The following is a 19,357-nucleotide window of genomic DNA, read 5'->3' as shown; positions in this document are numbered from 1 at the left end:
GGCTATCTACGTCAGAGGCTATCTACGTTAGAAATCAGATACGCTAGAAACAAGAAAACGCTGCATCCGTGCAGCGTTTTTTTTTATGTCATCTAACTCTGTTTTTACTCAGTATCGTATTGATTACTAAAGCGAGTAAAACAGAGAGTTTAAGAACCGGGAGGGATAGTTCCTAAACTCATTATGGTTGGATGACGATATCTTGATTTTCAGTAGTCGATAAGCTGGCGCGGTTCTGTTCGATAAGTTGAGCCGCATAAGAGGGAGTCACAGCTTGAATTTCGCCTTTCGAACGAATAGTTAGTGCTTCCCACGCATGATCACGATATTTGCCTGTTTGTGTATATTCAATAAGTACTCTCATGATTCTTCCATCCGATGTGTGGTTAACGTGCTACTAACATTAGCGCCATTGTTGAGGTTGCACACCTGTTAAAAATGGAACATAAGATTAACCAAATGAGAATGTGTGTAACTTGAAAAACAGGCCTAACTGCACTTATCTTACTTAACCGTACTTATCGTAACTAACGGCGTTTATCGTAACCAACCGTCCTTATCGTAAATAGCGTCCATAAAAAACGCTGCACAGTGGCAGCGTTAAAATAGAGATAAGTTGAAGAGCGATCAGTTGTTTTCTAAACCAACGATCTTACGCGCGGACATCACCGCACTATCTAAATCGGTCAATCTACCAGCACTCGCAGGACCAAGAACTGATGAATACAAAGCCAACTGCTTCTCAAATGATAAATCTAATTGGTTATATAGATTTTGGCGGATTTGAGCGTGTTGCTGTGGCTTTGCGCTCGACAGGCCTTCCAACGTATCGTAGATGAGTGTAGTTGTATCCATATCTGTCCTTAGTACACCTTTATAAAATTTTGTATATTATGCACTTGGTGTCATCTTTGTTCTGCGAGATTGATCGCATTATGTGCAGCTCTGCTTAATTGTGTAATCAGTTGGTTATAATTGTGTTGTTTTGACGATGTTAACTATGAAATCAACATAAAGAAAAGGAGGCACATTGGCCTCCTTTTAAAGGGTGATAGATAGCGGTTATCTAATGTTAATCGAGTTATCTCTGCGGTCATACATGTCTGGTGTGGTATGTAAGCCGCCAGCGTAACCTGCAGCTTCCAGTGTTTCTCTTACCTCTCTAACATGTTCCGCGGTTACTGGCTCCTCTCTATCCCCAAGGTGCAATCGTACGAAGGTGATCAACTCTGCCAAGCGTTTATCCGACAGGACATCTTCAAAACTTGCCATCGGCATGAAGTTTCTGTCTTTGTCGAGATAAGTGGGTTGAAGGCCGCGCACGGTTACCGCGATGGTGTTGAACGGGTCGCTGTGCATGATGATGCCATTATTCAGCAGTGTAGGTGCGATGGGATCTCGCCCTTTACCATCGTCACCATGACAAGCACCACACGTTTGGCGGTAAGTGGTGTAAATGTCAGTCGCATAAGCGTCTTCATCAAACCCTTTAGGCTGCAACGGAACAGCGTCACTGCTAATGGTGTTGTTGATGTCACCACTGAGTAGGTAATAGGACATCGACTCGACATCTTCACGAGTCATCAAGCTCAGGCTGTTTTTCACGACATCTGCCATACCCGCAAAAGCAGTCCCTTTGTCTGAGTGACCGGTATGTAAGAAGTCGGTGAGTGTTGCTTCGTCCCAACCGTCGATATACAGCTCATTGGCCGTGATATCAGGCGCGTTCCAACCATCAATCAAGTTACCTTGGAAAATACGTTCAGGTATCAGCGCTTGGGCAATGTTTCGCGGCGTGTGACATTCAGAACAATGTCCAAGTCCCGCAACCCAGTATTTCCCTTGTTGCCATTTGTCGACGTTTTCGATTTCCGTTTTAAGATCTTCAGGCACTTGGTAGTCAATCGGATCGGTATCCATGAACACAATATTCCACCCGAGCAACCCTAGACGAATGTTCGATGGGAACATCATGCTGTTGTCGTCATTACGTCGAGGTACCGCGGTGATTGACTGCATGTATTCCCACAAATCGACCATGTCTTGGTCTGTGAGATACTGATATGACGTGTAGGGCATAGCTGGGTATAGATAACCGTTCTTACCCTTGCCGGCGACTAACGCGGCTCGGAAGTCCTCAAAGTCATATGTTCCAATACCTTCCGTTGTGTGTGGCGTAATATTGGTTGAATAGACGGTGCCAAAAGGTGTCACAAAAGGAAGCCCGCCAGCAAAGGGTTCGCCACCTTCTGCACTGTGACACGCGACACAGTCACCGGCATAAGCGAGGTATTCACCACGTTCAACAGACAGAGCTTCTAGGTTCGCGAGTCTTTGCTGCTGCTCTGATCCTGCATGTCGGATGTAAGCACCCAGTGCGAGTATCTCGTTTTCCGTAAGCTGTTTATCAAACGCAGGCATCAGGTTGTTCAAGCCTTTATTGATAGTGTGTTGTATCTCTTCAATACTCCCTCCGTGCAGCCAGATATCATCTGAAAGATCAGGGACGCCAATCGCCGGATTCGCGATAGAACCATCGGCGTGACAAGACGAACAGTATTTTACAAACAGCTCTTTACCGACTTTAACTTTCACCTGTGGCACATCGGTATGACGTTGATTAAGTGAGGCTAGATAATAAGAAACCTTAGCCACTTCATCGGGGCGCATTATCTCGCTCCAACCCGGCATCGCGCCGTTGCGACCCTTGGCGATCGAATGAATGATCGCTTCATCACTGCCACCGTAGAGCCACTCCTGGTCTATCAGGTTAGGGAAGTGCTTTTGTCCCTGAGCATTATCTCGGTGACAGGCCGCACAGTGAGTTTGGAACAGGATTTTACCGCTGTTAACGATCTCTGGTACTGCAGCTAATCCTTCTAAAGTGGTTTCACTAGTTTGAGAGAATTGTTCATTCAGGCTGGTGGTCGGCGAGCTGAGCTTATCGTCGCTTTGTTTCCAATCGACTAATCCTTCCCATTCCCCTAATCCAGGGTAAAGGACTAAATAGCCTGCAGACATTAAGAAGGCAACGGCATAGCTAACAAAGAGTAGTTTTGGCGGTGGCGCATCTTTTTCTTCAATGCCATCAAAAGTACCAAGGGTGTGGTCTTGATCGGCTTGGTGATTGCTACGCCAATATTTAACGATAACAGACACCATAAGAACGAAGAAGATTAAGGTTAAAATTACCGCCCATAGATTCCAAAATGCACTCATTGTGATACCTCCTGTGACGTATCTTTACCAAGGCTTTGTAGATAGCGGATCAGAGCTTCACCTTTGGTTTTTCCTCTTACTTGTAATCTGGCATCGCCTATTTCTTGGTCAGTATAAGGAACGCCGAGTATGCGGAGGGTCTCCATTTTGTCGCTTATGTCATCACCTGACAGAGTCTGTTCAAATAACCAAGGGTAGGCGGGCATGATCGATGTCGGTACGACTTTTCGAGGGTCAATTAGATGAATAGCATGCCACTGGTCAGAATACTTTCTACCTAGGTTAGTGAGGTCAGGCCCCGTACGCTTAGAACCCCACAAGTTGGGAAACTCATAGATATCGTCTGCTTCTTTGTTCGGACGACCATTACGTTTCACTTCAGGCTCTAGAGGGCGAACCATTTGTGTGTGACACACATGACAGCCTTCACTGATGTAAATGTCTCGTCCTGCTAACTCAAGAGGTGTGAGCGGCATTGCTAAGCTGCCTTTGGTAATATCGTCTCCACGGACAATGCTAGGCACTACCCAAACCAACAGAGAGAAGGAGGCAACGACAACGGTGGTCAAAATTAAAATGACGATTGAATGTGTAAAGTCTTTACTCATCATTTAAGCCCCCTCATTAACGGTGTGTTTAGCGTCATGTACGACTGGCATACGAACCGTTTTGAACAAATTAAATGCCATTAGCAATAAACCCAGAACAAACAGTGCACCACCAAAGAATCGTAAGAACAACCAAGGTGCTTTAAAGTCCATCGCTTCTACAAAACTGTATATCAGTTCGCCATTTTCATTTTGAGCGAGCCACATATAACCTTCACCGATACCCGCGACCCAAAGCGCAATCGCATAAATCGCCACGCCAACATGAGCAAGCCAGAAGTGCCATTTAATGAGTCGTCGTGACCAGAGTTCGGTTTGGCCCCACAAGCGCGGAATGAAGTAGTAAAAAACCGCAATCCCTGACATTCCTACCCAACCGAGCGCTGCGGAATGTACGTGGCCGATGATCCATTCGGTGTTGTGTGCCACCATGTTGAACCAGCGGATAGCAAGCAGGGGCCCTTCGAATGTTGCCAAACAGTAGTAAAGAATCGCTGAGAAAAAGAATAAAAGAATGTAGTCGGACTTTAGCTTTTCTTTGTTTTGTAGAAGGGTCATTGCGCTATTGAATGCGCCAGCCCATGAAGGGAGCCAAAGGATCAATGACATCACGATTCCGATGTTTTGAATCCAGATAGGAACGGAAGAATAAACTAAGTGATGCGTTCCGGCCCATGTGTAAAAGCCGACTAAGCCCCAGAAGTGAATCACGGATAAACGATAGGAGTAGATAGGTCGATCCGCTGCCTTGGGTATGAAATAGTAATTCATACCAATCACACCTGCTGTCAATAAGAACCCAACGGCATTATGTCCCCACCACCATTGCACAATCGCGTCTTGAGCCCCGGCAAACACAGAGTAGGACTTCATCGCCAATACTGGCATCGCGAGGTTGTTGACGATGAAAATCATGGCAACGACGATAATAAAAGCAGCAAAGAACCAGTTAGCCACGAATATATGACTGACTTTCCGTTTCGCGAGGGTACCAAAGAAGAGCACAGCGTAGAGCACCCAAACCAAAACAATCAGTAAGTCGATTGGCCATTCAAGTTCTGCATACTCTTTTGAGCTGGTGTGGCCTGCGGGTAAGGAAATGACTGCAAGCAATAGAATGAACTGCCAGCCCCAAAATACCATCCACGACAGGCTTTTATTGAATAAGTCACAGTGGCCTGTTCGTTGGGCAATGTACAAAGAGGTTCCCATCAAAATATTTACGACGAAGCCGTAGATCACTCCAGATGTATGCAGCGGACGTAGTCGACCAAACTGGAAGTATTGAGAATCAAAGTTTAATACCGGCCAATATAACTGCGCGGCGAGAATCACGCCGATGATCATACCTACAATAGCCCACGCCAAGGACGCGACGATGAAGTATTTCACGACCTTAATGCTGTATTGCGTTGTCACTTGTTCCATAGCAAGGCTCCTTGCCTAAAGTTTTGAATCACTGACTTCGTCTGTATCGTTAAGCGAACTTGGGTCGTTGCCAAGCATTGAGTAGAAATAGGATATGTCGCGGATGTCTTGGTCGGAAAGCGTGTCGGCTTGTTGCTGCATAAGTATCGCCAAACCGCTGGTTCTTTCTCTGGTCTGGTAGTCTTTTAAAGAAGAAATGAGATAACCGACCTTCTGACCTCGAAGGTTAGGGTAGGGATCTTGTGTCGAGATACCATCTTCGCCATGACAGGTCATGCATACCTTGGCTTTTTGTTTTCCCAATTCGAATTTTTCATTATCGGCTTCCGCATAAACTGGATGCGTTACGAGCGTCATTAAAAGGACGGAAAGTGCGGTTATGGGGTTAAACTTGTGTGTATTTAAACTCATTACTGGTTCCCTTGGTTCTAAAGTTAACAAGCGATTTTTGGTTTAAGAACTGTGTTGCTTGGCTGTGACAACCTGAACGAAAGCTATTGGAAAGGCTCTAAATATAGATTCGTTCGATTAAAGGTTATGCAGCGTTGAGCATTCCCGCTACTTGTTGAGCCATATTTATTATTAAATTTATAACTTGATACGTATTTAACTGGTCAATTGGATTACTTACCGAGTTCGAAAAGTAATGTTATTGATAATAAACATCGTTAAACAGAGAATGTTTGAAGGGTAAGAAGCGTCGCACTGCGGATTTGAATACGGTGTTGATGAAAAAGCAGAGGAGAGTCTTCAATTAATGTGAAAGCTATACGATTAACGTGAAAGCTATATGATTAACATGAAAGTTATGTGATTGAAAAATTAGCTAATAGCGAGGCAAGTCAAATGCTCAATATAGGCTAGACTGAATTTAGTGACCTTTTTAAATGGAGTTTAGAATGAGAACTGTACTTTTGTTTGCCCTCTCGCTTTTTTCGTTTTCCAATTTTGCCGCTTCAGAGTTAACGGTTTTCGATCACTTAGGTCAAAAACATGAGTTAAGTAGGGACCAACTTCTTTTAATGCCTCAAAAAGAAATCACCACTTTGCTGCCTTGGGTTGATGGTAAGTCGGTTTATAGTGGTGTGACGCTACAAACGATTCTTGAAACCATTGATTTACCAATATCGTCGCAAGTGACGTTTGTGGCATTGAACGATTATAAAATTACCGTACCTAAAGAAGATTTTGATGATTATCATCCGATTATCGCTATCAAACAAAATGGTGAGTTTATGTCAGTAAGAGATAAAGGTCCTTATTGGTTGATCTATCCACTTTCTTCAAATCCAAGCATCAACAATACGGATTTCCATGCCAAGATGATTTGGCAGATACGAGATATTCATTTGTAAGGGATTACTATGAAAAAGCTGCTGTCATTGGCTGCCATTAAAATTGTCGTGTTATCTTTAGCGGCGGTGGTGCTCGCCGTAAATATCTACAGTGTCACGCGTATTAACGACATCAATAAGAGTTTTTCGAGTCGACAAAATGAAGCAACGTGGTTCGTTTTTCAGTTAGTAAAAGAATACGCCAACTTCTTGATGGTCAGTCGCTCTGACACCATCGATTATGATGAATTATGGTTAGCGTACGATATTACTTGGAGTCGTTTTGATATTTTAATAAACAGCACTGAATCGTCTAACTTCATTAAGTCAGCCAACTTTAGACCTTACTTTACAACAGAGTTTGAAAAGTTTAAGGCGTTAGAGTCTTCAATTAAGCTAGTCAACGAAGGCGTCCTTCCTAAAGAGTCGTTACAGAAAAAAATCGATATTTGTTATCATACGTTAGTGGGCTTTATTAATGAAAAATTTCGCCTACAAAGCCCAGTGATAGAGGAAAACACCTCCATGGTCGACAAATTGGTCATGGTCCATCAAATCAGTAGCGCGTTTCTTGTTTTAATATTGATGATGACGGGAGCTATTTTTTATATCGATTTTTCCGCTAAACGAAAACTCCGTTCGACCGATTGTATTACAGGATTTCATAATAGAGTCTCGCTAATGAAATTTGTAAAAAATAATTACTCGAGAGACAACAACTTCGATCTGTACTTCGTGCGAATCAGAAATCTTAGCGAGATTAATCAAAAGTATGGGCTTGAATATGGCGACTTAGTCGTGAGTTCAGCCGCTAAGTCTCTTACGGCAAAGATCCCTGAAAGTGCTATTTCGTTTCGTAGCAGTGGTAGTCAGTTTTTGTTCTTTATCCCTGATCACTTACATGCGAGTGGTGAAATACAGGAGAAATTTAACGAGGTGCTCAGTGATTATATTTCGGCAGGTAATTTAGAATTGATGATTGACGCTGTAGTAAGACATAAGAAAAATATAAGTTCTAAAGACATGATGGAGTTGGTCACCACCATGCAAGGTTAATGCTCTTTCATGTGAGAGCATTATTGAGTTTACCTGAGCTGTTTAATTCATTCTCCCCATTCATTAATCGCTTTGCTCGGTTCCTCTTCGTTCAGCCGCGTTTAGGTTGAGCAATGTATCGCTCGTGTCCAATCTTTTATTGAGTCGCTTTACGTTTCTATCGACTACTTGATATCGCTTCAATTAGATTCTTCGTTCGTTTAATTTTCACCATAAGAGCCACGTCAGATTTGATTTGTTCACTTTGGACCTTATCTTGGATGAGATGGATGAGATGGATGAGATGGATGAGATGGATGAGATGGATGAGATGGCGAACTCTCTGCGCTGCGGATAATAGTGGCAACCAATACGAGTTCGAAAATATGAAGCGATGTATTGAGGTTATTTTTTCTGAGTTAGAGAAACAATTCTTTCGTCAGGACTAGAATCTACAGTGGATTGAGGGTCTAAGATTTCCTGAGGATTATGGTCTCGAACAAACTCGATAAATTGAAGGTATGTTAATGGTTGGCTGAATAAGTAACCTTGTATCAAATCGCAATTCGCCTCTTTGAGATGTCGATATTGCTCTATTGATTCCACACCCTCACCGACAACTAAAGTGTCACAAGAATGGCCTAAGTTAATCATTGATTCGACCATCTTGCGGCCGGCTTTGTCGTTTACGATATTATCGATAAAACTCTTATCCACCTTTAACTCATCCACAGGGTAGTGGAGAAGTTGATTAAATGCGGTGTAGCCAGTACCAAAATCATCGAGGGACACTTTTAGTCCTAAGCCTCTGAGGTTTTCAATAGTTTGAACCGTAAGTTTTGTACTTTTGACATAACTGGTCTCGGTAATTTCGATAATAATCTTGGCCGGAGGCACTTGATATCGTTCAAGAACTTTACGAATGTTATTTGCAAAATTGCGGTTATATAACTCCATTGCTGAAATGTTGATGGATAAGGTACCTTCGTACTTGTGAACCTCTGACAGCTCTTTATAGCTCTTGATTGCGGTACTAATCACCCACATGTCGAGTTTTGAAATTAGATTACTTTTTTCAGCGACAGGAATGAATTCATCGGGTCCGGCATTAATACTAAACAAAGCAGGGCAACGGATAAGGCACTCTGCGCCATCGATGTGAAGTGTTTGGGCATTGAGAATAGGCATGAAACGAAGTTCAAAATTGTCACTTTCACAACATTCCAAAAGCCTTTTCTCGATGACATCATGTCTCTCTAATGTGTGTAATAACTCTTCGCCGTAAATAACGCGACTTTCGCCATCACTGTGAGACTTAGCATTGATCAACATCTCATCAATACATCGATGCCAAATCTCTTCAAATTTTGGTGTGTCGACAGGCAATACGCCTGTTGCAACCGAGAGCCTAAATCCATAGTAATCAAGGAAAGTGGTTCCGGTCAGTGTGTTGTTGATGTTCTCAATTTCTTCGCTTATCGATTGGTGTTCATCGATTTCCAATATGGCAATAAACTGGTTTCCCCCGAGCCTTGCAAGAGAATAATCACTACAACTAAAGCCCAAAGACGATTGTTGGTTCTGTAGCGTTTCTCTCAATGCTTTAGCTAGGCTAATTAGCACATTATCACCTACTTTTGCACCGTATAAATCATTGATTTTTCTGAAATCGATGATATCCCAACAAACCAAATAGCAACGTGAGTTCATTGAACTTTTTAAACGTACATCAAGGTGACGTATGAACGAACGTCGGTTGGCTAACTTAGTGAGTTGATCAAACTCAGCCTCGAATTTTAATTCCGTCAACGAGTCAATGTACGCGTTCTTTAAGCCATCAATTTCACTTTGCCCAGACGACCGCTTGAAATAACGAAGCTTTAACCCACCGATAGATATCTCGTGCAATAAGCCTTTGAGGGGTCGCACAAGTTGGTATCGCACAACCAGGTGGACAATTAACATGATTATAAATAGAGTAGCTAAGCAGCCAAGTAGGGTCTGTTTGGCGATGATGGCTTTCTCATGATTAAACTTTTTCTCGCGAATGTTAACTTGAGCAATGAGATGACGGCTTGTCATCTGTACATTGATGCTTTCGTTAGTTTGTTCAATGGACTTGATGACGAACTGAGTATTTTCGATGTTGGCAACGTCTGATGAAGGTTCAATCAATAGCTGCATATTGTCATCATCGTTGTATTTGATTAACAAGCTAGAGAGTTGCTTTAAGGGCCCGTCGGCAATCAATATGTATCGATTTAAACTGTTATTTGCACGTTTATCCTGAGGGAGTAAATAAGGATCAATTGCAGCAACATAAGCGTACCTAAGCTCACCACTGACTGAGATATAAGAAAAACCTTCGTTTGATAGTTCGTTCTTATTTATCAATGAAGTATATATGTCGAAGATTTTTTCATAAATATTATCGGGAATTTTTAACCCTTCGAAAGGGTCGGCTCTCAATGTAGACAGTGTTAATTTAAACTTGGGATCTATGATGTAGATATTACGTTGTCCAAATTGGCTAACGTGGTTCTGGTTTATTACGCGCAGTACTCGTTTTTCAAGGAGAGACAGGGTGGTGTAATCACTAGGGTTTTGAATGTAGCGAAGAAACTGTAACGACGACCCGATATCTTTAACTAACAAAGACAAACCGAGTTGTTCATATTCAGCAGCAACTAACGCAGTGTTAACGTCAGATTGTACTTTGTCGAGGTACATGTGTTTCGCATGGTTTGATGCGAAATTATAGGTGACCATTCCCGCTATCGTAAAGACAAATAGCAGTGTTGGTATGAGTACGAAATACAGCTTTTTCAATACTGGCATCAATTATCTCAGACTGTCGACAATACGGTTACGAATTTGAATGCTATTAGGTTCTAATTGTTTATATAGGTAGCTGCGATCTAATATCTCTTTACTAGGAAAAAGTTCAGGGTCATTTTGATACTCTTGAGAGGTCAACTCTTTTGCTTTTGTACTAGGGGTTGCAAACCATGAATCCATCGCGTTTTGAGCTGCGATATTGGGTTGAGATAAGAATGTCATTATTGTGGTGGCTTGTGAAGATAACGCTCCGTTGTTAATTGCTGCGATACACTCTAGCCACAAAGTTGTTCCTTCTTGAGGCACGACATATGCCCAAGATGAACCAGGCTCGGCATCATTGAGTGCATAGCTATCGCCTGAATAACCGTAGGCGAGGTCAATGTTTGAGAGGCGTTCAGGCTGGTGAATATAATCGATAACGTATTCGTTGCTTTCAAGATGCGGCTTCTGTGTTTGTAGGGTTTTATACGCAACGCGCAGTTCTTGTTCGTTGTTCGTGAACGGATCAAATTGATGTGCCAACAGTGCAGTACTCACTAAATCTGTTGCTTCGTAATACATACTTATTTTGCCACTGGCTTTTGTGTCGGGATCAAGAATGGCATTCCAAGATTCGGGAGTAGTAACTTTATCGCTTCGATACAAGATGCCTGATGTCCCCCAAGCATAAGGGATACCGTAATCTCCACATCCATCAACCCATCTAGAATCAAAGTTTCCTGCAATGGATTGTTGCAAGTCTTGGAGGTTGTGGAATAGATTTTGTTCGGCTAACGCTTTAAGTTTTACACTTTCTACAATAACTAGTTCAAAAGCGCCTCGACGTTCGCTCAATAAAACTTCATCTCTTATTGACTCATCAGAGAAGTACTGTTGTTTCAGCGAAATATCGTAAGTATCGCGTAACTGAGTAATGACACGATCAGATAAAAACTCATCCCAATTGTAGAGGTAAATTTCATGGGTTTGGCCAAGTGCAGAGCCAGTTAAAAAGGATGATGATGCAACAATTGAAACATAGAATGTTTTCACTGACGGATTCCTTTCGTACTGTGATTAATTAAATCGTAGCCCAATTCTTGAGACATAGTTCAAATTTAGGCCTCTTATTTTAGTACAACCTAATGCATTGCACGTGAACAACAATTTTCTGACTCCAAATAAGCGAGTTATTGAGCCTTGGTCAAAAGCTCACTAAGCTAAATCGTGGTTTGATAATCTAAACATTGAAAAGCTTATTATTAGGAAGTCTCGTACCTAACAAGACTGATGAAAACGTGTTGTCTGTCTGATTCTCTTAGTATCGAAACCCTAATAATTAACCCAAAAAGCTAATTGTAGGTTAATTATGCAATAATAATGCATTAAATTTTATAATAAGGACATTGGTTTATGGATGCGGGTTTAGTCGGAATTTTTGTTACCGTGGCGATTGCTCACTTTCTAGCGTTATTGAGTCCCGGGCCAGACTTTGTGATTGTGGTGAAGAGTGCTGTTCGAAATAAGGGAAGAAAAGCATTAGGCGTTGCATTCGGTATTGCCAGTGCGAATGCGGTTTATATTGCTTTGTGCTTGGTTGGAGTAGGGTCTATTCTAGCGGCTTCCGTTTCCGTTATGATTGTACTGAAGATCATTGGTGGTGTGTTTCTTGTTTATCTTGCTGTGCAAGCGATAAGAGCGAAGAAATGTAATTACAACAATATAGATGTGGTACCAGAAAATGCATCGAGCCAAACGACTTTCCTAAAGGAGTTCATCACTGGTTTCTTATCAGGAGCCCTCAACCCCAAGAATCTCTTGTTCTATTTAAGCTTATTCACTGTGGTATTGAATAATGATGTGAGCTTTATGTTCAAGCTCGGACTGGGAGTTTGGATGACGGTGGTTGTATTTGTCTGGGATGCAGCAATCATATTCCTTTTATCGGCACCTAAAGTTCGTCGAGAGTTTACACGTGTTGCTTACTATATTGATAAAGTGACAGGAGTCATGCTGGGTCTGCTTGGCTTGACCATTGTGAAATCTGCTTTGGTACGTCAGTAGATTCATCATTACTGAGTAACCTACGTTTGTGGCACGATACAATGCCTATGTGCCGCGAATGTGTGCTTGTTACCTGACAGGCTGATACGTTTTAGCTCTTATCTGCCCGATATTAAACCTTCTGCTTAATCCGCCTATTATTTTCATAACTCTTTGTTTATCATTCCTTACTTCTTAAATAAGTATTAATTATGTCGCTTTTGAACACTTGTAGCACGGGGTGTTTGTGCTTATTGTAGGCAACAATATTTATCCAATATAAGAGCTAGGAACTATTGTGAATTTAGATATATATCAAGTGGACTCGTTCACAACTCAAGCTTTTAAAGGAAACCCAGCTGGGGTCTGCATTTCTCAAAATCTACTTGACGAGTCACTCATGTTCTCAATCGCTGAAGAGATGGCGGTATCTGAAACCGCTTTTCTCGCGCTTAACACTATGACGCTTAAATGGTTCACTCCAGAAGTAGAAGTGAAGCTGTGTGGGCATGGCACATTGGCAACCGTTCATGTAATGAAAGAGCAAGGGTTGGTTAAAACAGGCGACAGTGTTGTGTTTAACACCTTCTCGGGTGAGTTATCTGCCACAGTTTGTGAATCGTCTATCGTGCTTGATTTTCCTAGCACTCATTTATCGCCGAGTCTGGAACCCGATCAAGAATTGCTCGAACACCTTGGCTTGGAGTTCAACCAAGTTGTTTCATTTAGAGAGTTTGATTCAAAGCAGTTAATCGAAGTCGTTGATGAGCGCGTTCTATTGGATTTGTCGCCAAACTTTGACTCCTTGAAACGCATGGATGGTAGAGGTGTTGTGGTAACGGCAGTTCCATCAAATCCTGAACTTGATTTTGTTTCTCGCTACTTTGCGCCATGGGTGGGTGTTAGTGAAGACCCCGTCACTGGTTCGGCACATTGTGCATTGACGCAGCACTGGGCAGACAAGCTAAACAAAAGTAGTTTCAATGCTTATCAGGCGTCTCGTCGTGGTGGCTATATGTCGACAGAGTTATTAGCTAACGGGCGAATAAAGTTAATCGGTTCTGCTATCACTGTGATTAGTGGTGTGTTGAAACTTTAGTTCTCTGTTGAAGCTTTAGATCACTGCTGCCGTATTTTTGAATTAACCAAGAGAGTTTCTTTGGCTATTCATGGTTGAACGAAACGGCTCGGCGTAATGTTATTATTGAAGGAATCACCGTGTCAGCCTTTTATCTTTCTCAAGTATTAGTCGCGATTGCGATCTGTTTCGATCTTTTGTCATTCCAGTTTAAGGAAAGGAAGAAAATCGTCACTTGTCTGTTCTTTGCTGGTGTGCTTATTTCGAGTCACTTTATTCTTCTCGAACAATGGACAGCGGCGAGCCTAATGACGATTGCCACTGTTCGCTATTTAACGAGCGTGTTTTCTACATCGTCTAAGTTTAAATATTTGTTCTGTTCCATGTCGGTGGTCGCAACGGCCGTGACTTACTCTGGGCTGACAAGCATATTGAGTTGCTTTGCTTCCGTATTTCAAACCTTTGCAGCCTTCAATAAAGATGACCGTCGATTGAGAGAGTTGATGATCATCGGAACCAGTTTTTGGTTGGTTCACAACTACTTAGTTGGCTCTCCAACAGCCGTACTGATGGAAGCGCTGTTTATATGCAGTAACTTAGTGGGCTATTACCGTTTTTACTTCAAAAAGAGTGTTTCTGCCTAGGTTTCGGCTTTCTACGGTTTATTAAGTTAAAGAACCACAAGCTTCAAAGCGCAGCACCAGATTACAGTTAACAAGGATTAGGAGAGTTCGATGTCTAATATTTACGCTGATGTTCCTTCGTCGATGCCCAATGAAATATTCAATGACCTGCTTGCGAACGACAGTGTTCGAATCGAAAGAATATTGTCTCATGGTCACAGTTCCCCAGAAGAGGGTTGGTATGACCAAGATGAGAATGAGTGGGTAATGGTGATCGAAGGTCAAGGTGTGATTGAGTTTGAAGATGGACGCGTTGTGACTTTATAAAAGGGGATTACATCAACATTGCCGCAAGAGAAAAGCACAAGGTTATTGGTACAGACAAAGACATGGTGACGATCTGGTTGGCTGTGTTTTATCGTTGAAACTCTTTGTTCTATAGTCGACTCATTCAGAGAGCACATAGGGATAATACTTTATCTGTCCAATACACTAGATACATGAAAGGACTATGTCGTGGTTAGAATCCGAAATTACCAAACCAGTGATGCTAAGGCGTTGTGGGAGATTTACTTTCATACCGTTCGTAACATTAATGTTCGAGATTATTCTCAGCAGCAAGTAGAGGCTTGGGCTCCAAACGGTTTTGACTCTGAGCTTTGGCAAAAGCGCATGAATGAGTTACTACCTTTTGTGGCTGAGCTAGATGGTTGCGTTGTTGGTTATACTGACCTGCAACCCAATGGCTTGATTGATCATTTCTTCTGTCATCATGAATGCCAGGGTAAAGGCGTTGGAAGAGCGCTAATGGAACATGTTCTTGCTGTTGGTCGTGTTCGTGGTGTATCGCGGTATTTCTCTGAAGTAAGTATTACCGCAAGGCCTTTCTATGAACACCTTGGTTTTAAGGTCGTTAATGAGCAGGAAGTTGAAATGCGTGGCGTAAAACTCACCAATTACGTGATGGAGAAGGTAGTGCCTTCAGACGAACGGTAATCTCATTTTTGTTACAGTTTTCACCTGTTTTTGGTTCTCTTCTTAAAGAAAAATCATCACTTTAGCGATAATATTCACTGCAACTAATTTGAGTGAAGGAAGTAACGTGGGAATTGAAGCTTTAGCGTTTGTGATGGACGCATTAATAACAGCATGCTGCATGTATATCGCCTCCAAAATGCCTTTCGTGGTCGCAGACTTTAAATCCCTTCTTACTATTGCTGTAATCGTTGCTTTGGTGTCATTGATTCCGACAGTGGGTTGGGTGTTGGGGTTGATTCTGTTTGTGTTCCTTCTCGGGAAAGCGACGCACTCTAGTATTGGTGATTGCATCTGGGTGGTGGTCTTCACGAAGGTGGTGTCGATGGCGGCATTGCTAATATTCGGCCGCTTGTTTGTGTAACTCGGGTTCTTGTCGATATAGTTCTTGTTGATATAAAGGCAGCCTCGGTTGGCTTGATACAGTTATTAACTTTTTAATTAAAAGATGAAAAGGGTGTGACCTGTCACACCCTCTTAAAAGACTTTGACCGATATTGTATTTCTTATTTAGGCAAGAGCACAGCGTCAATCACATGGATAACACCATTGCTAGCCTCAACGTCTGGCAGAATAACTTTGGCGTTGTCTATCATTACGTTGCCGTCATCTATCGCTATCATTACCGCACCGCCTTGAACCGTCACTGCGCTATTTAACTTCATAACTTCAGCTGCCATCATTTTACCTGGTATTACATGGTATGTGAGCACTGCAACTAATTTGTCTTTGTTTTCTGGCTTCAACAACATGTCGACCGTTCCTTCTGGTAACGCAGCAAATGCCTCATCAGTGGGAGCTAATACGGTGAAAGGGCCTTCACCTTTCAATGTGTCAACTAAGTCCGCTGCTTTTACTGCAGCCACTAAAGTATTGAAAGAGCCGTTTTCAGCCGCAACATCAACGATGTCTTTCTTCATCTCGTGGTGGTTAGCGTGAGCAAAAGCCGTAAAAAGAAGCGTCGCAACTAGCACTGATGTGGTTTTGATTAATTTGTTAAACATATTGTCTTCCTTTGAGTTTTGTCCGTTATTTTCGAGAAGTACTACGAAAGCTTAAAAGCGATAGATCAACTTATTGCACCTTTGAACCTATTTTTTAGACACCCAATTCGTCAGTTGAATAAATGTCCCCGTTAAATAGTTGTTATAATTTTAATTTAATACATATAGTTAACGGGTGATTATTCAATTAATGGATGTGAATATGAGGTTTGTTTTACCAGTTGTATTTTCGGCATTCGCTTCAATGCCAGCTTGTAGTGGCCTTGCACCGACGGAAGGTTTCAGTGGTAACTTCAGTGTCTTGACGGGTGTATCTTCTGACAGCAGTAACTTGAGCACCGAGCAAGACGCGAATCAAGCAACTAACACCAAGGAGGGGGACAGCGAAAATCTAGGGCTACTCGGTTTTTTGGGTACGGTTCAATATACCTTTGGTGAGTCACTGACTCATCAAGTGTATGCGGGTACCACTCGAGAGGACATTGCAACAGGTACCATTGCTTTTGAGATTGGTTATCGACATCAGCTATCTGGAGGCACAATATTGGATTTTTCTGTTCTTCCTACACTTATCTCGGGCAAGGCTTGGACGGATCCGTATGCTGTTGGCGTTAATCGAAATGAAACGGATGTGAAAGGTAATGTAGGACGACTGCAGCTCACTAATATCGGTGGAACTGGTTTTCGAACGGATCTCGCATTTGGGCAATCTGATGTTGATGAAGAGCTATCTGGTAGCCAAGGCTTATCTCCGGAAAATGCTGTGCTGCTGGATAGGGAAAGAACCTATGTGTACGCCAAAGTAGGGTACCGCTTTATCTTGCCAAACCAAGCAGGTCTATTTGTTCCTTCAATGGTGTATTTCCACTCAGACGCAGAAGGAGGAGCACTCAGCTTCGATAGTTATGGTATTGAATTAAACTACGCGAAGAGAATCGGTCGTCATGGTTTTGTTGTCACCCTAGATGCAAGTGATCGTGAATATGATGAGTCGAATCCAATTTACGGGCAAGTACGTGAAGAGAATGAATTCGGTGCATTCTTAGCTTATGAGTTTGGTGGCTTAATGGGTTATGAAGATTGGTCGTTTATTTCATTACTCGGTGTAAGGTCGATTGACTCTAAGATTGACTTTTACAGCTCTGAACAAGCATTAGCGAGTGTTGGTGTTGACTACAAATTCTGATAGTCACACTGCGTAAACAATACTAATCAAAGCTGAAGTAGAAGCTCAGTCTTTCTATTTGTTTAATTATTTCGGGCACTTACACTTTCAAAGGTTGTAGGTGCCCGTTGCTATCCGTAATATGAAAATTAGCTTATGGACAAAAATAATATGATAAGGAAACGTTTTGGATATACAAATTAGACATTTAGAAGCAACGGATAGCCACGATATTTTTGATATTTATCGCCGCCCTTCAGTTTCAGAAAATACCTCACAAAAGCCTTATCTTAGTTCTGACCAAGTGGAGCGACTGTTTGGCCATTCTGATCATTTCACATTGGTCGCCGAATTATCAGAGAAAGTCGTAGGACACATTACGCTATTCATGACCACAAAGGTAAGAGACAGGCACTGTGCTGGGCTTGGTATTGCGATTCACCCTGAAGCTCAAGGGAAGGGGATAGGAAAGGCTTTGATGCAAGAGGTGGTTAATCAGGCCGATAATTGGCTAAATCTAGTTCGTCTTGAGCTTGAGGTTCATGCAGATAACCACTCCGCGATTGCTTTATATGAACGAGTGGGTTTTCAGTTAGAAGGCACCAAAAGGCTGAGTACATTCAAAGCGGGTAAATATATCGATATGTTGCTGATGTCGAGAATTCGACCGGATTATCGTTGATATCGAGCTAAACGGGTTCCTGCTATATAAATCGGTTTTTACTATGTTAATGAGTAATTGATTAGTGAAATTCACACTGAACTCTGTATAGTGGCAACCGTTTGCTTCGTATAACCCCAATGATATGGTTTGGGGGTCTCTACCAGCTCCCGCAAAGTGCTGATTACGAAGGGTTTAGATCACAATTGTGTTCTTACTCTTTGTAATGGCGCTCAAGAAAACCTCCTGTCTATTATTCAGAGTAAGTGCACACCTAAAATCCATAGTAGGTGAAATATGAACGCATTTATTCAAGGGCTTCCAAAAGTAGAGTTGCATTTACACATTGAAGGTTCGCTCGAACCTGAGTTACTTTTCCAACTTGCTCAACGCAACGGCATTGATCTGCCTTATTCATCCCCAGAGCAGCTAAGACGCGCATACGAATTTGATGACCTGCAGTCATTTCTTGATATCTATTATCAAGGTGCGGATGCATTGCGCACTGAACAAGACTTCTATGACTTAACCTGGGCTTATCTAGAACGCTGTAAAGCTGACAATGTTATTCATACTGAAATTTTCTTTGACCCTCAGACACATACCGATCGTGGCATTGCATTCGACACCGTTATTAACGGCATTCATCGTGCGCTTGAACAGAGTCATAAAGAGTTGGGTATTACCTCTCAAATCATCGCATGTTTTCTGCGCCATTTATCTGAAGAGAGCGCCATTCAAACGTTCGCCGATGTGTTGAAGCATCAAGACAAGATCATCGGAGTTGGCCTAGACTCTTCTGAATTAGGGCACCCACCAGAGAAGTTCAAGCGTGTATTCCAGCAAGCAAAACAAGCAGGCTTCTTAACTGTTGCCCATGCAGGAGAAGAAGGGCCTGCTCAAAACATTGTGGATGCGATTGAAATGCTCAGCGTGAGCCGAGTGGATCATGGTGTGCAGTGTATGACCGACGAAGCTCTGATAGCCGAATTGATTGAAACCAAAATGCCGCTGACCGTGTGCCCACTGTCTAATATTAAATTGCGTGTATTCGATGAGATGGAAGACCACAATATTGTTGAGCTGTTAAGACGAGGCGTAGCGGTGACGATTAACTCGGACGACCCCGCATACTTTGGTGGTTATATGTCGGATAACTTTAACGCGGTGAGCTTAGCTCATGAGATGACGGAGCAAGAGCTTGCTCAATTTACTTTAAATGCTATAGAAGCGAGCTTTATTGAAGAATCATTGAAACAGCAATATCGTGATGTTGTTTTGGCGTATCTCGCTTAAGTTAAAAG

At 42.3% G+C, this 19,357-nt stretch carries 19 protein-coding genes, 1 pseudogene and 1 riboswitch; of the genes and pseudogenes, 11 read left to right on the top strand and 9 right to left on the bottom strand.

What is annotated here, in order from left to right:
• Window positions 1–181: 181 nt before the first annotated feature.
• The 6 genes from AC3CH4_RS23650 to AC3CH4_RS23625 form a co-directional block, all read right to left on the bottom strand.
• Window positions 182–364 carry a hypothetical protein gene (locus tag AC3CH4_RS23650; RefSeq protein WP_004730424.1) on the bottom strand — a complete coding sequence of 61 codons (183 nt, stop codon included), beginning with the start codon at window positions 362–364 and terminating at the stop codon, window positions 182–184.
• A 263-nt stretch (window positions 365–627) separates the two neighbouring features.
• Window positions 628–855, bottom strand: coding sequence for a PAS factor family protein (locus AC3CH4_RS23645; RefSeq protein ID WP_048613371.1), 228 nt, complete (start codon window positions 853–855; stop codon window positions 628–630).
• A gap of 207 nt (window positions 856–1,062) precedes the next feature.
• Window positions 1,063–3,219, bottom strand: coding sequence for a c-type cytochrome (locus AC3CH4_RS23640; RefSeq protein ID WP_488543959.1), 2,157 nt, complete (start codon window positions 3,217–3,219; stop codon window positions 1,063–1,065).
• Window positions 3,216–3,830, bottom strand: coding sequence for a cbb3-type cytochrome c oxidase subunit II (locus AC3CH4_RS23635; protein WP_102339248.1), 615 nt, complete (start codon window positions 3,828–3,830; stop codon window positions 3,216–3,218). The genes AC3CH4_RS23640 and AC3CH4_RS23635 overlap by 4 nt, the downstream gene beginning before the upstream one ends.
• Window positions 3,831–5,255: a cytochrome-c oxidase, cbb3-type subunit I gene (gene ccoN / locus AC3CH4_RS23630; RefSeq protein ID WP_488543958.1), complete on the bottom strand. Its 1,425-nt coding sequence runs from the start codon at window positions 5,253–5,255 to the stop codon at window positions 3,831–3,833.
• 15 nt (window positions 5,256–5,270) lie between these two features.
• Window positions 5,271–5,666: a c-type cytochrome gene (locus AC3CH4_RS23625; RefSeq protein WP_146453807.1), complete on the bottom strand. Its 396-nt coding sequence runs from the start codon at window positions 5,664–5,666 to the stop codon at window positions 5,271–5,273.
• Between the two features lie 488 nt (window positions 5,667–6,154).
• Between AC3CH4_RS23625 and AC3CH4_RS23620 the strand changes: the two genes are divergently transcribed.
• Together AC3CH4_RS23620 and AC3CH4_RS23615 are read left to right on the top strand one after the other, a co-directional pair.
• Window positions 6,155–6,610, top strand: a complete 456-nt coding sequence (locus AC3CH4_RS23620; protein ID WP_065206011.1) for a putative pterin-binding protein — start codon at window positions 6,155–6,157, stop codon at window positions 6,608–6,610.
• Window positions 6,611–6,619: 9 nt separating this feature from the next.
• A complete protein-coding gene (locus AC3CH4_RS23615; protein WP_065206012.1) occupies window positions 6,620–7,645 on the top strand; it encodes a diguanylate cyclase domain-containing protein in 1,026 nt (341 codons plus the stop codon).
• 384 nt (window positions 7,646–8,029) lie between these two features.
• Here the strand turns inward: AC3CH4_RS23615 and AC3CH4_RS23610 are convergent, their stop codons facing one another.
• Entirely contained in the window at window positions 8,030–10,462 is a 2,433-nt protein-coding gene (locus tag AC3CH4_RS23610; RefSeq protein WP_065206013.1) for a putative bifunctional diguanylate cyclase/phosphodiesterase, read from the bottom strand.
• 3 nt (window positions 10,463–10,465) lie between these two features.
• A complete protein-coding gene (locus AC3CH4_RS23605) occupies window positions 10,466–11,497 on the bottom strand; it encodes an extracellular solute-binding protein (RefSeq protein WP_114635439.1) in 1,032 nt (343 codons plus the stop codon).
• A 360-nt stretch (window positions 11,498–11,857) separates the two neighbouring features.
• Between AC3CH4_RS23605 and AC3CH4_RS23600 the strand changes: the two genes are divergently transcribed.
• The 6 genes and pseudogenes from AC3CH4_RS23600 to AC3CH4_RS23575 all read left to right on the top strand — a co-directional run bounded on the left by AC3CH4_RS23600 (window position 11,858) and on the right by AC3CH4_RS23575 (window position 15,587).
• Window positions 11,858–12,508 carry a LysE family translocator gene (locus tag AC3CH4_RS23600; protein WP_488543957.1) on the top strand — a complete coding sequence of 217 codons (651 nt, stop codon included), beginning with the start codon at window positions 11,858–11,860 and terminating at the stop codon, window positions 12,506–12,508.
• 277 nt (window positions 12,509–12,785) lie between these two features.
• A complete protein-coding gene (locus AC3CH4_RS23595) occupies window positions 12,786–13,586 on the top strand; it encodes a PhzF family phenazine biosynthesis protein (RefSeq protein WP_488543956.1) in 801 nt (266 codons plus the stop codon).
• 119 nt (window positions 13,587–13,705) lie between these two features.
• Window positions 13,706–14,209: a YgjV family protein gene (locus AC3CH4_RS23590; RefSeq protein WP_488543955.1), complete on the top strand. Its 504-nt coding sequence runs from the start codon at window positions 13,706–13,708 to the stop codon at window positions 14,207–14,209.
• Between the two features lie 90 nt (window positions 14,210–14,299).
• Window positions 14,300–14,613: pseudogene (locus AC3CH4_RS23585) on the top strand (cupin domain-containing protein).
• A gap of 91 nt (window positions 14,614–14,704) precedes the next feature.
• The gene (locus AC3CH4_RS23580) at window positions 14,705–15,184 is read left to right on the top strand and encodes a GNAT family N-acetyltransferase (protein ID WP_010429227.1); all 480 of its coding nucleotides are present in this window, start codon (window positions 14,705–14,707) and stop codon (window positions 15,182–15,184) included.
• Window positions 15,185–15,290: 106 nt separating this feature from the next.
• Window positions 15,291–15,587 carry a hypothetical protein gene (locus AC3CH4_RS23575; protein WP_488543954.1) on the top strand — a complete coding sequence of 99 codons (297 nt, stop codon included), beginning with the start codon at window positions 15,291–15,293 and terminating at the stop codon, window positions 15,585–15,587.
• A 142-nt stretch (window positions 15,588–15,729) separates the two neighbouring features.
• Here AC3CH4_RS23575 and AC3CH4_RS23570 read toward each other — a convergent pair whose 3' ends face one another.
• On the bottom strand, window positions 15,730–16,227 hold the full coding sequence (locus AC3CH4_RS23570; RefSeq protein WP_488543953.1) for a fasciclin domain-containing protein: 498 nt from the start codon (window positions 16,225–16,227) through the stop codon (window positions 15,730–15,732).
• A gap of 202 nt (window positions 16,228–16,429) precedes the next feature.
• Between AC3CH4_RS23570 and AC3CH4_RS23565 the strand changes: the two genes are divergently transcribed.
• From AC3CH4_RS23565 to AC3CH4_RS23555, 3 genes are all read left to right on the top strand, one after another.
• The gene (locus AC3CH4_RS23565; protein WP_488543952.1) at window positions 16,430–17,413 is read left to right on the top strand and encodes a DUF2860 family protein; all 984 of its coding nucleotides are present in this window, start codon (window positions 16,430–16,432) and stop codon (window positions 17,411–17,413) included.
• Window positions 17,414–17,579: 166 nt separating this feature from the next.
• A complete protein-coding gene (locus AC3CH4_RS23560; protein WP_114635433.1) occupies window positions 17,580–18,074 on the top strand; it encodes a GNAT family N-acetyltransferase in 495 nt (164 codons plus the stop codon).
• A gap of 86 nt (window positions 18,075–18,160) precedes the next feature.
• Window positions 18,161–18,260, top strand: a riboswitch (purine riboswitch).
• Window positions 18,261–18,350: 90 nt separating this feature from the next.
• Window positions 18,351–19,349, top strand: coding sequence for an adenosine deaminase (locus AC3CH4_RS23555; protein ID WP_488543951.1), 999 nt, complete (start codon window positions 18,351–18,353; stop codon window positions 19,347–19,349).
• The last annotated feature ends 8 nt before the right edge of the window (window positions 19,350–19,357 follow it).

The organism is Vibrio sp. QJM3NY_26 (assembly GCF_057786005.1).
This window is presented reverse-complemented; position numbering and strand designations above follow the sequence as displayed.

Coding starts and splice junctions, on each gene's coding strand:
- AC3CH4_RS23650 (WP_004730424.1), bottom strand. CDS start 364: ATGAGAGTACTTATTGAATATACACAAACAGGCAAATATCGTGATCAT.
- AC3CH4_RS23645 (WP_048613371.1), bottom strand. CDS start 855: ATGGATACAACTACACTCATCTACGATACGTTGGAAGGCCTGTCGAGC.
- AC3CH4_RS23640 (WP_488543959.1), bottom strand. CDS start 3,219: ATGAGTGCATTTTGGAATCTATGGGCGGTAATTTTAACCTTAATCTTC.
- AC3CH4_RS23635 (WP_102339248.1), bottom strand. CDS start 3,830: ATGATGAGTAAAGACTTTACACATTCAATCGTCATTTTAATTTTGACC.
- ccoN (WP_488543958.1), bottom strand. CDS start 5,255: ATGGAACAAGTGACAACGCAATACAGCATTAAGGTCGTGAAATACTTC.
- AC3CH4_RS23625 (WP_146453807.1), bottom strand. CDS start 5,666: ATGAGTTTAAATACACACAAGTTTAACCCCATAACCGCACTTTCCGTC.
- AC3CH4_RS23620 (WP_065206011.1), top strand. CDS start 6,155: ATGAGAACTGTACTTTTGTTTGCCCTCTCGCTTTTTTCGTTTTCCAAT.
- AC3CH4_RS23615 (WP_065206012.1), top strand. CDS start 6,620: ATGAAAAAGCTGCTGTCATTGGCTGCCATTAAAATTGTCGTGTTATCT.
- AC3CH4_RS23610 (WP_065206013.1), bottom strand. CDS start 10,462: ATGCCAGTATTGAAAAAGCTGTATTTCGTACTCATACCAACACTGCTA.
- AC3CH4_RS23600 (WP_488543957.1), top strand. CDS start 11,858: ATGGATGCGGGTTTAGTCGGAATTTTTGTTACCGTGGCGATTGCTCAC.
- AC3CH4_RS23570 (WP_488543953.1), bottom strand. CDS start 16,227: ATGTTTAACAAATTAATCAAAACCACATCAGTGCTAGTTGCGACGCTT.
- AC3CH4_RS23565 (WP_488543952.1), top strand. CDS start 16,430: ATGAGGTTTGTTTTACCAGTTGTATTTTCGGCATTCGCTTCAATGCCA.
- AC3CH4_RS23555 (WP_488543951.1), top strand. CDS start 18,351: ATGAACGCATTTATTCAAGGGCTTCCAAAAGTAGAGTTGCATTTACAC.